Consider the following 13,829-nt stretch of genomic DNA (forward strand, 5'->3'; position numbering starts at 1 on the left):
CACTACTGGGGTTTGGGTTGGGTAGGGGGTTCGGTTCCCGGTGCGGTTGGGGCCGCACCGGGAACCGGTTGTTTTTCTAGCGCAGGTCTTCCTCGCGTTCGAGTTCGCGTTCGAGTTCGAGTTCATCGCTGAGAGTCAGCTTCCCGCGTGTCTCCTGCAGCGCCTTGGCGACACCGAGCTCGACCGGGCTAAGATGCGTGAGGTCTTCTTCATCCAGGACCAGGCCGTGGTCGTCAGCGAGGACAACGTGGCCGATGGTTTCGTACTTGACCGGGTTGGTCTTCCGCAGGTAAAGGGCCTGGCCTGCACCCACGATGAAGAGCCCGACGGTGATGTAAGGGATGAGCTTGAAGAGCAACGTCGAGGCCGCAGGCCCGGCAGCGGTATCCAGGTTCGTGATCATCATGATGACAACACACACCATTCCCACTCCACCAAGGATCGGAGCGATCTTGGTGCGCCACATCTTTTCTTCCGGGTGATGGTGTCGGAAGTAGTTGAACACGGCGGCCATGGTGAGGGTCTGCACAATCAGGAGCGAGAACGTCCCGAGGACAGCCAGAATGGTAAACAGATCCGCGTAGGGGTCCTGGTTCAAGAAGAAGAACCCAAGGATCCACATGATTGCAATGCCTGTCTGGACAAACGACGCGACGTGCGGGGACCCGTGCTTCGCATGGGTCTTGCCAAAGACGCCAGGCAGCACTCCTTCCCGTCCCAGCGAATACATGTACCGTGCCGCGGCGTTATGGAAAGCCATGGCGCAAGCGAAGGATCCGGTCATCATCAGCCATTCCATGGCCAGCACCCACCCGTGGCCGACAAAGACGTCCGTGGGGTGGAAGAACATGTCCAGGGGATTGGCGCTTTGCGCCAAGGCAATGGCTTGCGCGCCACCGTTACCGGCAACAGACATCCAGGAGACAAACGTGTAGAAGACACCGACACCGGTGACCGCGATCATCGTGGCGATAGGGATGATCTTCTTCGGGTTCTTGGATTCCTCCCCGTACATCACCGTCGATTCAAACCCGGTCCAGGACCAGAACGCGATGAACATCGCCAGCCCCGGCGCAGCGACCGACAGGCCACCTGGCAGGAACACATTCACCGGGTTCAGCGTCTGAGGCATCAGCCCGTCAGGGCCTCCGCCATGGAAGAGCACACCGAAAGCCATGACCGCCAGAATCCCGATCTCGGTAGCCAGCAGCAACGTCAGGATCTTCGCCGCCATGCTGATCTCAAAGTACGTCAGCACCCCGATCAGGATCAGACCGGACAGCGCAATGACCACCCAGTTCACATCCAGGCCCAGCTGGTCCTTGAAAGCCAACTGACCGAAGTAAGAGAAAATACCGATGATGCTGGCCTCAAAGACGATGTAGCTGAAAGTGACCATATAACCGGTCCCCAGACCAAACACACGCCCCAAACCACGGGAAATAAATCCGTAAAACGCCGCCGTCGACGTCACGTAACGGGCCATCGTGACATACGCGACCGCAAAAACCGACAAGATCACCGTCGCCCAGATGTACGTCGACGGCGTCCCCGTTCCGACACCATAACCCACCGAAATCGGAACGTTACCGCTCATGACCGTAATCGGCGCAGACGTCGCGACAGCCATGAAAACAACATCCCACAACCCCAGGGTGTTGGCCTTCAGCTTCCCCGGCTGGGAACCAGGCTTGGAAGGAGCATTCCCCACGGAGCCTTGCCGGCTCATCGTTCGTTTCCTGTGCTGCAGTGCCCGCCGTTGGCGGTCACGGATTCAATATCGAGAGTCATGCTCTTCTCCTTGAATTGGTTCACGTAAATGACGAATTTGCTGACGGCAAGGGACTGAAGCACTCCGGGACCGGCCCTTGAAAACGCCGTGCAGGCGTGCGCCAAGCAGCGGACTTACAGCCGTCTCGGCTGAGGATAGGTGGTGATGCCGTCGGGACAATAGACACAAAAGGGCCCGTGGGTTTGCCGGAACTGTTCCTCGTTGTCAGAACCGGTCATCCTTGGTGCACATGATTCTCTGCTGGTAATCACCTCGTAAACCCCGGTGGGGGTCCGGGAGGGATTATCCACAGACCAGGCATCCTCCCAATGGGTTCGGCCAAGCTCTGCTCTGAACTCCGCCGTTGTGATGCCGCTCACCTGCATTCCTTTACCAACTAAAAGTACGGCAGGCAATTCATTTTGGGGAGGCGCGGACGAAAATTTCCGTGAGAAATTGATGGTCCCATTTTCCCGATCTAATTAACATGTTGGAAACATACGGGAACTGCGGGTCAACGCCAAGGGTTGCATCCCGGGTCGAGGACCTCCCTTGTCCCTGGGGGTGAGCATGCCCATCGAAGGGAAAGTTGGTATCAGGGTGTCTGCATGTGGTGTTCGGTTCATCACTCCGCTATTTCGACGGCGGCTCAAAGGACCTACGTCCTTGGGGCAGTTGCCTGTCGGAGACCCTTTCCGCCAGGCATTCAACGCCGCGGGGTGATGCTTGGGCTTGCCGGCATCAAACCTTCGCTGGATCTCGTATCAATCGTCCGTCCTTTCGGGCTCTCCAGTGCGCAGTCATGGCCGCAGTTACGACACCCGAACCGGGCACTTGGAAACGTTGGCCGCGGAAGAAGCCGGCCGAATGCGGCGACAACACCACGCGGGTAATCAAAGACAGGGCAAGAGAGTCATGCCGGGTCCAGAGGCCAAACCCCCGGGTGCGCGGGATGCGAAGCAGCGACATCGTTGGGCTGATTCGTGGCGGCGATGTTGAGAGTTATCGGCCCCCAAGTCAGGACTTCAGCAATCTTGGGAGGGACTCCTGTGGCCGTGTTCAAGTGTTTCCAACATGTTAACTCAGATGCGAAAATGTGGTCCTAAATTTCTCACGTAAATCTCTAAAAAGGCCTCGCCGAAATCAATTCCCTGACGTAGCTTTAATGCGTGAAGGGAATGCGGTGACCAGCATCACACGGGTCGGGCTCGGAGTAGAGTCCGGCTGATCTCACGGAAGTGGGACGCCGATTTGGCGCTAGTCCCCCGGATTTGCAGGGGTGGCAGCGATTGTCGGTGCAGTTTTGTTGGCACCAAGGTCTTATTTCCAACCAAAGGGATGAACAATTCTGTCAGAGAAGAACAGCATTGGGGAATCCAAGCTTGGCATGTACGCGCCGCAATTCGGCACGGCCGGCACTCATCTGGATCAGCAAGCTCGTCCTGAATCAGGACCTAATAAGGAGAAATTTTCGTGACTCTTGATATTGAAAACGAAGCCGTTGTGGGTGTGTCGCATCCGTTGGATCCGTTGTCGCGGGCGGAGATTTCCCGTGCGGTTTCGATTTTGAAGGAGGGGCCGGCTGCGGGGGAGTCGTTCCGTTTTATCAGTGTTGAGTTGCGTGAGCCGTCCAAGGCGGATTTGCGTGGTGGTGTGCAGGTGGCGCGTGAGGCGGACGCGGTTTTGGTGGACCGGGCTCAGGGGCGTGCGTTCGAGGCGGTTGTTGGTCTTGATACGGGCACGGTTGATAAGTGGGCTCAGCTTGCTGTGGGTGTTCAGCCGCCGTTCATGGTGGATGAGTTTGCCGAGGGTGAGGAGAGTTGCCGGAAGAATCCCGAGGTTCAGGCTGCTTTGGCCAAGCGTGGGATCACGGATATGTCCTTGGTTTGTTTTGAGCCGTGGTCCGTGGGGTATTTCGGTGAGGATGATGAGGGGCGGCGTTTGATGCGTGCCCTGGTTTTTGTTCGGGACGAGGCGGACGATAGCCCGTACGCGCACCCGATCGAGAACTTCATTGTGATCGTGGATTTGAATTCCGGTGAGGTCGTCAAGCTTGAGGATGATCAGGCGATCCCGGTTCCGAAGGCTTCGGGTAATTATCTGCCCAAGTATGTTGGTCCGGCCCGTACGGACCTGAAGCCGATTGAGATCACCCAGCCCGAGGGTGCTTCGTTCACAGTGACGGGTAATCATGTGCAGTGGGCTGATTGGTCTTTCCGGGTGGGGTTCACCCCGCGTGAGGGTCTGGTCCTGCATCAGCTCAAGTTCCGGGACCAGGGTGTTGAGCGTCCGGTGATCAACCGGGCTTCGTTGTCGGAAATGGTTGTTCCGTATGGTGACACGGCCCCGGTGCAGGCGAAGAAGAACGCGTTTGATTCCGGTGAGTACAACATCGGTAACATGGCTAACTCCCTGACGCTGGGTTGTGATTGCCTGGGTGAGATCAGGTACTTCGATGGTCATAGCGTGGACAGCCTGGGTAACCCGTGGACGATCGAGAACGCGATCTGCATGCACGAGGAAGACGATTCCATTTTGTGGAAGCACTTCGATTTCCGTGAGGGCACCACCGAGACCCGGCGCAGCCGGAAGCTGGTGATTTCCTTCATTGCTACGGTCGCGAACTATGAGTACGCGTTCTACTGGCACCTTTTCCTTGACGGGAGCATCGAGTTCCTGGTCAAGGCCACCGGTATTCTTTCCACTGCCGGGCAGAAGCCTGGTGAGAAGAGCCCGTACGGGCAGTCCCTGAACAACGATGGCCTGTACGCCCCGATCCACCAGCACATGTTCAACGTCCGGATGGACTTCGAGCTTGATGGTGTGAAGAACGCCGTTTACGAAGTGGACATGGAAATCCCCCGGGAGAACCCGACCCATACCGCGTTCATGGCCGTGGATCGTTTGCTGGAGACCGAGAAAGCCGCGATCCGCAAGACCGATTCGGGCAAGCACCGGTTCTGGAAGATCGTCAACCACGAGAGCAGGAACATCGTCGATGAACCGGTCGCGTACCGGTTGATCCCCACCGATGGCATCCAGCTCGCGGCCGGGGACGAGTCCTACGTTTCCAAACGCGCCCAGTTCGCCCGGAACAACCTCTGGGTCACCGCGTACGACCGGACCGAACGCTTCGCTGCCGGGGAGTTCCCGAACCAGTCCACCGGCGCCGATGACGGCCTGCATATCTGGACCGAAAAAGGACCGGAACATCGTGGATGAGGGACCTCGTGGTCTGGTACACCTTCGGCATGCACCACGTCGTCCGTCTCGAAGACTGGCCCGTGATGCCCCGGCCAGAACATCGGCTTCATGCTCGAACCCCACGGCTTCTTCAACCAAAACCCCACCCTGAACCTCCCCACCGAAACCCGGGGCACCAACGGCGGGCACTGCAGCACAGGAAACGAACAATAAAGCCAAGCAAGCACTAACCGTGGTCCCCGGCGCCCTCCACACCCGCACCGGGGACCACACCCCTTTCCCCGATCTTCAGTCCCCGGCGCTGTCCACACCCGCACCGGGGACTGAACCCATACCCCACCCAAACCCAGCAGCGAGAGCGTGATCCACGTGTTCAACATCCCCGCCATTACCTGGACCCTCACCGCCGCCCTGCTCTGGACCCTCGCCCCTTCAACCATGCTGGCCCAGATCGCCGTCCTGGCTGGCCACGCCGCTACCGGCCGTGTTCCGGCCGCCAGAACGGCAAGCCAAACATCCATTTGATGCCAAGCCCTCCCTGGAACATCTCAGGGGCCAGAACTCAAACAGACCAGCATTATTCGGAAAGGAAGCCCGATGCTAGAGACTTCAGCTTCTCGTCTTTTGTGGATGGGCCGGGAGGCGTTGGCTGAGGCCATGATTCCGGTGATTGGCCGGTTGTACCGGGAAAATAATGTGGTGACGAGCATCCATGGGCGCAGTTTGGTCAACACGTCCACGATGGGGATCTTGAAGGCGCATCGTTTCGCGCGTCGGATCAGCAGGGAAGAGCTGCCTTTGGAGGAGACGGCGCCGTTGTTGGATGTCCTGGCGGGGCTGGAGCTGGGGGCTGCGGCGATTGATATTGCCCGGTTGAATGAGAAGTTCAGGTCCGAGGGCGGTGGCCTGTCTTTGGAGGAATTCCTCCGGGCCGAGCTGGCCGGGGTTGTGGGGCGTCGGGGCGCGGATGACCGGAGCAGTACCGATGTGGTGTTGTATGGTTTCGGGCGGATCGGCCGGCTCCTGGCGCGGTTGCTGATTGAGAAGGCCGGTGGCGGGCACGGGCTGCGTCTGCGTGCGATCGTGGTGCGTAAGGGGGCGGAGAACGATCTGGTCAAGCGGGCGAGTCTGCTGCGCCGGGATTCGGTGCATGGTTCTTTCGAGGGGACCATCCGGGTGGACGAGGCTGCGAACACGATCACGGCCAACGGTGTGCAGATCCAGGTTATTTACTCGGAGAACCCTTCCACGGTCGATTACACGGCTTATGGCATCAAGGATGCCCTGGTGGTGGATAACACGGGCCGGTGGCGCGATGCCGAGGGGCCTGTCCCAGCACTTGGCCAGCAAGGGCGTGGCGCGGGTTGTTGCTCACGGCCCCGGCGGCAAGGGCGATTTGAAGAACATTGTTCATGGCATCAACCATTCCTCGATTCTGGACTCGGACACGATCGTCACCGCGGCGTCGTGCACCACGAACGCGATTACCCCGGTGCTCAAGGCGCTCAATGACAGGTTCGGGGTCATCCACGGGCACGTGGAGACCGTGCATTCGTTCACGAACGATCAGAACCTGATCGATAACTTCCATAAGGGCGACCGGCGGGGGCGTTCGGCTGCGCTGAACATGGTGATTACCGAGACGGGCGCGGCCAAGGCGGTGGCCAAGGCCCTGCCTGAGTTGCAGGGCAGGCTGACCGGCAACGCGATCCGGGTGCCGACTCCGGATGTGTCGATGGCCATTTTGAATCTGAGCCTGGAGACGGGGACCACGAAGGAGGAGGTCAACGACTACCTTCGTGAGATGTCGTTGCACTCGGAGCTGCGCAAGCAGATCGACTTCATCGATTCGCCCGAGGTTGTCTCCACGGACTTCGTGGGCTCCCGCCGGGCCGGCATCGTGGACGGTCTGGCCACGATCGCCAACGGCAAGAATCTGGTGGTCTATGTGTCTGGTACGACACAACGAATTCGGCTACTCGTGCCAGGTGGTGCGCGTCATGGAAGAAATGGCAGGCGTGAAGCGGCCCTCGTTCCCGGTGAGGGATGTCGTTGAGGAAGCCATGCCGGTGCTTGCCGCCCTGGGATCGGCCTAGGCGTCCGCCCTCCACCACTCATGTCACCGGGCCGAACCCATGCCCGCAAACCTTCTTAGATTTTGAGCCGAAACATGAAAATTGGAATCCTCACCAGCGGGGGCGACTGTCCCGGTCTAAACGCCGTTATCCGCGGTGCCGTGCTCAAGGGCATTGCCGTCCACGGCCAGGAATTCGTCGGTTTCCGGGACGGCTGGCGTGGTGTGGTTGAGGGCGACGTCATCGAGATTCCCCGCACCATGGTCCCGGGGCATCGCGAAGCAGGGCGGAACCATCCTTGGCACCTCCCGCACCAACCCGTTCGAGAACGGCGGCGGCCCCGAGGTCATCAAGGCCCACATGAAGCGATTGGGCATCGAGGCGATCATCGCCATCGGCGGGGAAGGCACCCTGGCCGCGGCCAAACGCCTGACCGACGCCGGACTGAAGATCGTCGGCGTTCCCAAGACAGTGGACAACGACCTTGACGCCACGGACTACACCTTCGGTTTCGACACCGCCGTCCAAATCGCCACCGAGGCCCTGGACCGGCTACGCACCACCGGAGAATCGCACCACCGCTGCATGATCGTGGAGGTCATGGGCCGGCACGTGGGCTGGATCGCCCTGCACGCCGGGATGGCAGCCGGCGCGCACGCCATCCTCATCCCCGAGCAGAAAGTCAGCATCGAGCAGATAGCCCAATGGGTCAAGGAAGCCCACACCCGAGGCCGCGCGCCACTGGTAGTGGTGGCCGAAGGGTTCGTCCCGGACCACATGGAATCACCGCACTCCGAACGCGGCCTCGACACCTTCGGCCGTCCCCGGCTCGGTGGCATCGCGGACCAACTGGCCCCGGAAATCGAAGCCCGCACCGGCATCGAAACCCGTGCCACCATCCTGGGCCACATCCAGCGCGGCGGCGTGCCCTCAGCCTTCGACCGCGTCCTGGCCACCCGCCTGGGCATGGCCGCCATCGACTCCGTGGTCGAAGGCTTCTGGGGCACCATGACAGCACTCAAAGGCACCGAAATCGAACGAGTAGCATTCGAGGACGCCCTGAACAAACTCAAGACCGTCCCCCAGAACCGCTACGACGAAGCCGCAGTCCTGTTCGGCTGAACCCCGCGGCCAGCCCAGATCAAGCGCCCAGCGGCCGCCTCTCCACCTGACAGCCAAGGAATTTCATCACGACTACTCCGTGATCCTGGTGGCTTCCGGAAGCAAGCTGAACCGGAAGCGGTGACAAGGCTCTCCCGTTTGGGGCGGTTGCCAGAGAAACAAAACGGGTACTGATCGATGGTGCCCCGGACCGGCAACATCACGATTCCGGCACTGCGTTCATCGTGGCGCGCGCCAAAAGAAATGGCTAGCTTCTGGGGCCACTGGCCGCCTTTAATAAATCCGACCGCAGGCAATGCACAGTTGCGGCGTCATGGCCTTGAATTGAATCGCCGAAACGGGAGTTATTAGGAGTCTGCCGCGATAAATCATGTCCTTGATGTTCGATCTTTGCACGCCGGTGTTGACACGACCGCCTGGACAGTTGGTGCCCGCACAAATTTCAGTGGCCGGTCTGATACTGCTCGACGATGTCCCCTTGCACACGGCCACGGGCGTTGACCTTGAGGCCCTTTTCGAGTGCCCACTGCCGGATAGCCTTGGCGTCTCTGCTGCCCGCGGGCGGTTGGCGGAGGCCAGGCCGCCCGCGCGCGCCGGAGGATTTACGAGCGGCCTCGATAAACCGGCCGAGCGTCTGGCGAAGTTCACTGGCGTGCTCTCCGTTGAGGTCGATTTCATATTCGATGCCATCGATAGCGAACTCCACCGTGACAATGGCTTCCGACCCATCGAGGTCATCCTTGAGAACAACTACCGTCTTGCGCGCCATGTTGAAAACATTATCAAGCAATCACCGATAGTGCTGTCGCGGTGTTTTGCAGCACCAGTGCGACACGAGGAGTTATTCTGAGCGGTGAATTTGCTGTCTCACTGTCGAGCCGTGGACGACGTGGCCGATAGTTTCGTACTTGAGCGGGTCGGCATTCCCGAGGTAGAGGGCCAGGCCCGCCCCGGCGATGGTGGCGGAAGTAGTTGAACGCGGGAGCCATGGTCACAGTCAGTAGCGAGAAGGTCCCGAGCAGCTGCCGGGAGCACGAGCACGGAGGACGGGCAGACAACCCCCAGATCGCAGGGCCGGGCGATAGCGTCTGCAACGATTCTGACAGTCTGGCCGAGGCCGGCGATGTTGAATCCAAGCGTGCTATCGGTTCAGACACTCTCTTGCTTCCGTGCTGCCCTGTCGAGGGCTTCCAACGCCCGTGCGTTGTTAGCCGCGTCCGTGAGGTCGTAGCGGAGCAGCGTTCCATCCACTCGAGGTGCAGGTATTGGGAAGCGCAATGTACACAGCATCGATGTCCGGGGAAGCGAGAAGCGCGCCATAAGAGCCAAACGCCTGTGGGACACCGTGCTTGTCGGCGTACTCTCTGGCCCTTTCCTCGGTGCGGGACGCGATGCCCGCGACCTCACCATTTTTCGTTTCCTGCAACGCCGAAATTATCTTTCGGACGACTCGGGCGCTGCCCAGGACGCCCGACGCAATTTCTCGCTCATTGAACTCTCCGGCACTGCACCTGAAGACCGGGCATGCGGCCGTAGGCCGCCCTTGCTCAGGTCTCCAGGAGAGGATAATCCCCGTCCATGGTGCTCAGGGTTTCCATCCAGCAGGTGGCTTTGATGGCGGCGTCCAGCCCTGCGAGGGCTTCGGCCGTGGCCTGCGCGGAGTCGTGGCGGGGGTTCAGTATGTCCCCGCTCATGACGATGCGGCCGTCCACGGCCAGCTGTGCTAGCTGTCCGCGCAGGGTCTTCAGCGCCTCGTAAACGTCGGTGGTGTCTCTGGTCTCCATAGTTGCCATTCTCTTAGGAGGTGCCCGCCGGTGCCGGTCGTCGCCTCGCCCATCACCGTCTTGAGGACGGAGAAGGTCCTTATCGCTCAGCTCAGTCACCCCGCCCGCCGGTGCCCTGGGGAAAGCCGGCAAATCTGGTTACATCTTGGATCTCAAGCGCATCGCCGAGTCGGTGAAAACAGTGCAGATTGTGGCTGATCTTACCGAGTTGCGAGCCGAAGTGAAGGCCGCCTCCACGGCCAGACGGTTACATCTCGACGTGGCCATACTGCACCCACAACAGCCGCAGAACCGAAGGCAGGTAATGGAAGTACAAACCGTGGAGCCCTATAGGGGTCGCTGAAAGCAGCCGCGCCTTGCCTTTGGGCTTACGCGGAAGGGAAAACCAGCACCGTCTAGCCGAGGGAGTGTTTGAATAACGGTGGATCTGAGGTTGGCCGGCAGTGTGGAGCAAGGCAGCAACGGGCACTGATTTGCATTGATCGCCGTCTAACGGGACCTGGGGGCCAAGAATGAGGACAGCTGTGTAACAGCAGCCGTCTGCGGTGTCCGGAGTGCTCTATGGATCCGTTCCGATTTATAATCAGAACAGGAACGGTGCTAGTCGTGATGTCAGTTCGCGGGCCGCTTCCGCGTGTTCGCAGATAGCAGGGAACCGTTCCGAGGGGCCCGAGAGGCAGAGGGCTGCGCCGGCAGACCCGTCCGGCAGTCTTACTGGAAGTGCCAGACTGGCGGTTCCTTGTGCTAATTCGTTGATGTCCGATGCCTCGCCTGTGAACCGTATTTCCGCGAGTTGCTCTTCCAGTTGCCCCCTGTCTGTGATCGTGTGCTGCGTCAGCTTCATCAATTGCCCTCCCAGGGGAGGGGATGCCGAATCGCCGAGTTCAGCGAGCATCAGTTTCCCTGCGGCGGAAGCGTGTGGATACCGGAGCATTTCGAATGCTGGTTGGAGCGGGTAGTCCGGATCTTCATCTGCGATTCTGAGGGACCCGTTTCGGAACATGATGAGGTGCACTGCGAAGCGGTTTCCACGGCGGAATTCAGCTATGACGGCGCGGGCCGCGGTGGTAACGGTTGGCGGGGTCGCAGCCGTAATCAGGCCCGAAATCGCGTGTCCGAGTGCGAATCCGCGGAGGTCGGAGGTGCGGGCCAGGTATTCGTCCGCGACGAGCGCATTCAAAACCCGGTAGGCGGTCGCCGGGGGCATCTGCAGAGCATCGGTGATCTCTTTCGCGGTAGTCCCGGTGCCGAACCGTGCCACGATCTCCAAGATCCTGAGCGGGTTTGACGTTGTGCTGGGGCCGGAGTGCGTGGGTCTGTAGGTCATGGGGTGGGCTTGCCGTGAAACAGGTCTATTTCCCGGGTCTCGTCGTAGATGCCCACGGACGCCAGACGATCAGGTAACCGGAGGCGAAGGAACAGGGCGTAAAGGACGCTGGCGAGGAGGACACCGCCGTAGACGAAGGTCTGTAGGTTGCCTGTGTGAATTGATACCGTCGCAGACTGCCAGAGCACGGCCCCAAGGACCAGAAAGGTTACCGTTCCCAGAATCCAGCTCGCGTAAGTGTCCTCCCCTATCCGGCGCAGGAAGAAGGGCATGGACACGCTGGCAAGGATATAGGCCCCCAGGTATCCATAGGCGCCCAGCGTGAAGAGGTTCCCGAGGCCCTGCTCGGGACTCGCACCGGAGATGATGACCGCGATGGGAACGACAGCAACTACCGGCATGACGATCATGATTGCCATCGAGGGGGTTCGAAAGGCGGGATGGGTCCGGCCGACCATTCGTGGTGCAACGCCTTCTCTGCCCATACAGAAAAATATCCGGGCGAGGGCGTTCACGGAGGCGATTGCGCACGCAAACCACGACGCTGCGATTCCCAGGTCAAGGACTGCGGCGAAGGCAGGGGAAGTCTGTGAAAAAAGGGCTGACAACGGAGTTGAGCTGGCTGCGATGTTTAACGGTGCCCCGTTGAGGGCTATGTCCTCGGCGGTCGCGGCAAGAATAAAGAGCACGCCGGTCACGATGGGGGTCCATGTGATGGCCCGCGGGACGCTGACAAAGGGCCTGTATGCCTCCCCGCCTAGGGTGGTCGGGCATTCGAAGCCGACAAAGGCACTTACGGCCACGACGATTCCGATCGATAGCGAATCAAAATTCCCGTTCCAGGCAAGCACGCTCGCGACACTGACCTTCGGCGCGTTGACGGCGAAGTAGACAATCATGAGAACGGCGAGGACTCCAATTGAAATGGATTCGACCGAAAACGTCACCAGGGCGGATACCTGGATGCCGCGCACCATGAGCAGGCACGCGGCGGAAGCGGCGGCAAGAATGACCAGGACCGCGATTAGCCGGGGATCCGGTATCGGGACTCCCAGGTTGATCAGCAGCTGGACGACATAGGTGCCAACAGCCAACAGACTGGCCATGGCAATGAGGCCGTAACCAAACATGGCCGACCAGCCAGCGGTGATTGCCGACCGTTGGCCAAGTCCCTTGGCTGTGTAGCTGTAGAGGCCGCTGACGGCAGCCATGCGCTTTGCCATCGGTCTCAGACAGAAGGAAACCAGGACCATGACCGCCATGGCCGCCCCGAATGTCAGCACAAGGTTCGGTCCGGTTGATCCAAAGACAAGACCCGGAAACACAAGAGCCGGAATGACGGCCATCGCACCCGCCGGCGCCACCCCGGCGACTGCCTGCGCGAAGACGGGCAAGAAGGAAAGCTTCCGGCGCCTCAGGCCCTCTACCGGGGAGCGGGGAGTAATGAAGCGGTCACCGCTGGCAGACATTGGGAACCAACTTTCCCTCCGACGGGCACGCCCGCCTTGCTTCTGAGGCGACGCAAGTAATCGGCCCGAGGTGCAGAACATTAGCATTCCCGGGCCATCTGCGATAGCCACTGTCATGTTTCCGAATGTTTCCAACATGTTAACTGCGGTGGGAAAACGTGGTCCGGAATTTCTCAGTGAAATCTTTATGAATGACTCGCCTAAATGAATTCCCTGCCGTATTTTTGATACATGAAGTGAATGCTTGTGACCGGCATCACGCCAGGTCTCGGCTTGAAAAAGGCATCTGAAACGTCATCGGGCACCGAGAAACGCCGGCTACTTGGTTTGAAAGGAATTGATCAGCATGACACGAGAACAAGCCTTTGCCGGCTGCCCCTCGGACTCGTACGTGGAGTTCTACGGGGGCCAGTGGCTGGTCATCCCGTTTGCGCCTGTTGAGCAGCCATCCTTTTTTAGCTGCTTGCCTGGGCGTAGACAGGATACTCGTAGCTCGTAGCAGAGCTTGACCGACCCTCTGGAAATAGAGGATGTCGGGGTTTGCAGACGATTCATCTAGGACCCCAATCGGGTTTCTGAGGTAATCTTCAGCGCAATATCATATGCACCAAGGTGCAATTTCGTATACCCAAAAAAGCTGTCCCATATCCACCAATAAAGCAGTCTCCTATGCACCAAAGATGGACGGTTCTGACAATCCAAGAACCTTTTGTGTCTATTGGTCCCGCAACGGTGACTCCGCTTACCAGACCAGGCACGAGGTCCGGGCAGGGCGTGGGTGGGTCAACAACTCCGTGCCTACACTCTCGGCTTCTCCGAAGCCGGTTTCCGGAGTACTTGGGGATCCTCATCCTGAACAGGACCAATCAAGGAGATAATCATGACTATCAGCAGTGAAGCTCAAGCCGTTGTTGGGACGGCGCATCCGTTGGATCCGTTGTCGCGGGCGGAGATTTCCCGTGCGGTTTCGATTTTGAAGGAGGGGCCGGCTGCGGGGGAGTCGTTCCGTTTTATCAGTGTTGAGTTGCGTGAGCCGTCCAAGGCGGATTTGCGTGGTGGTGTGCAGGTGGCGCGTGA

The 13,829-nt window shown here is 59.7% G+C and carries 8 protein-coding genes and 3 pseudogenes; 5 read left to right on the forward strand and 6 right to left on the reverse strand.

The genetic code is table 11. From position 1 onward, the window contains the following. Positions 1 to 76: 76 nt before the first annotated feature. On the reverse strand, positions 77 to 1,729 hold the full coding sequence (locus A3M3_RS26315) for an APC family permease (RefSeq protein ID WP_081736987.1): 1,653 nt from the start codon (positions 1,727 to 1,729) through the stop codon (positions 77 to 79). Positions 1,730 to 3,244: 1,515 nt separating this feature from the next. Between A3M3_RS26315 and A3M3_RS26320 the strand changes: the two genes are divergently transcribed. The 4 genes and pseudogenes from A3M3_RS26320 (at position 3,245) to A3M3_RS26330 (ending at position 8,172) form a co-directional block, all read left to right on the forward strand. Next, positions 3,245 to 4,993 (forward strand): primary-amine oxidase, encoded by a 1,749-nt coding sequence (locus tag A3M3_RS26320; RefSeq protein WP_197023350.1) that lies wholly within the window; start codon positions 3,245 to 3,247, stop codon positions 4,991 to 4,993. 342 nt (positions 4,994 to 5,335) lie between these two features. Beyond that, positions 5,336 to 5,500, forward strand: coding sequence for a hypothetical protein (locus tag A3M3_RS28260; protein WP_155854491.1), 165 nt, complete (start codon positions 5,336 to 5,338; stop codon positions 5,498 to 5,500). Positions 5,501 to 5,605: 105 nt separating this feature from the next. Continuing rightward, positions 5,606 to 7,071, forward strand: a pseudogene (locus A3M3_RS26325) (glyceraldehyde-3-phosphate dehydrogenase). Between the two features lie 74 nt (positions 7,072 to 7,145). Continuing rightward, positions 7,146 to 8,172, forward strand: a pseudogene (locus A3M3_RS26330) (6-phosphofructokinase). A 442-nt stretch (positions 8,173 to 8,614) separates the two neighbouring features. Here A3M3_RS26330 and A3M3_RS0121515 read toward each other — a convergent pair. From A3M3_RS0121515 to A3M3_RS0121530, 5 genes are all read right to left on the reverse strand, one after another. Further along, positions 8,615 to 8,941 (reverse strand): histone-like nucleoid-structuring protein Lsr2, encoded by a 327-nt coding sequence (locus A3M3_RS0121515; protein ID WP_028268061.1) that lies wholly within the window; start codon positions 8,939 to 8,941, stop codon positions 8,615 to 8,617. A gap of 438 nt (positions 8,942 to 9,379) precedes the next feature. Then, positions 9,380 to 9,598 (reverse strand): Gfo/Idh/MocA family oxidoreductase, encoded by a 219-nt coding sequence (locus A3M3_RS27720; protein WP_231497384.1) that lies wholly within the window; start codon positions 9,596 to 9,598, stop codon positions 9,380 to 9,382. 121 nt (positions 9,599 to 9,719) lie between these two features. Then, positions 9,720 to 9,956: a hypothetical protein gene (locus A3M3_RS0121520; RefSeq protein ID WP_028268062.1), complete on the reverse strand. Its 237-nt coding sequence runs from the start codon at positions 9,954 to 9,956 to the stop codon at positions 9,720 to 9,722. Between the two features lie 583 nt (positions 9,957 to 10,539). Continuing rightward, positions 10,540 to 11,283: an IclR family transcriptional regulator gene (locus tag A3M3_RS0121525; protein WP_028268063.1), complete on the reverse strand. Its 744-nt coding sequence runs from the start codon at positions 11,281 to 11,283 to the stop codon at positions 10,540 to 10,542. After that, on the reverse strand, positions 11,280 to 12,752 hold the full coding sequence (locus A3M3_RS0121530) for an APC family permease (protein WP_035743451.1): 1,473 nt from the start codon (positions 12,750 to 12,752) through the stop codon (positions 11,280 to 11,282). The genes A3M3_RS0121525 and A3M3_RS0121530 overlap by 4 nt, the downstream gene beginning before the upstream one ends. A gap of 880 nt (positions 12,753 to 13,632) precedes the next feature. On the opposite strand from A3M3_RS0121530, the pseudogene A3M3_RS26335 reads away from it, so the two are divergent. Further along, positions 13,633 to 13,829, forward strand: a pseudogene (locus A3M3_RS26335) (primary-amine oxidase); the annotation flags it as partial.

The sequence above is a fragment of the Arthrobacter sp. MA-N2 genome (assembly GCF_000517125.1).
In the GTDB taxonomy this organism is placed as follows: Bacteria; Actinomycetota; Actinomycetes; order Actinomycetales; family Micrococcaceae; genus Arthrobacter; species Arthrobacter methylotrophus.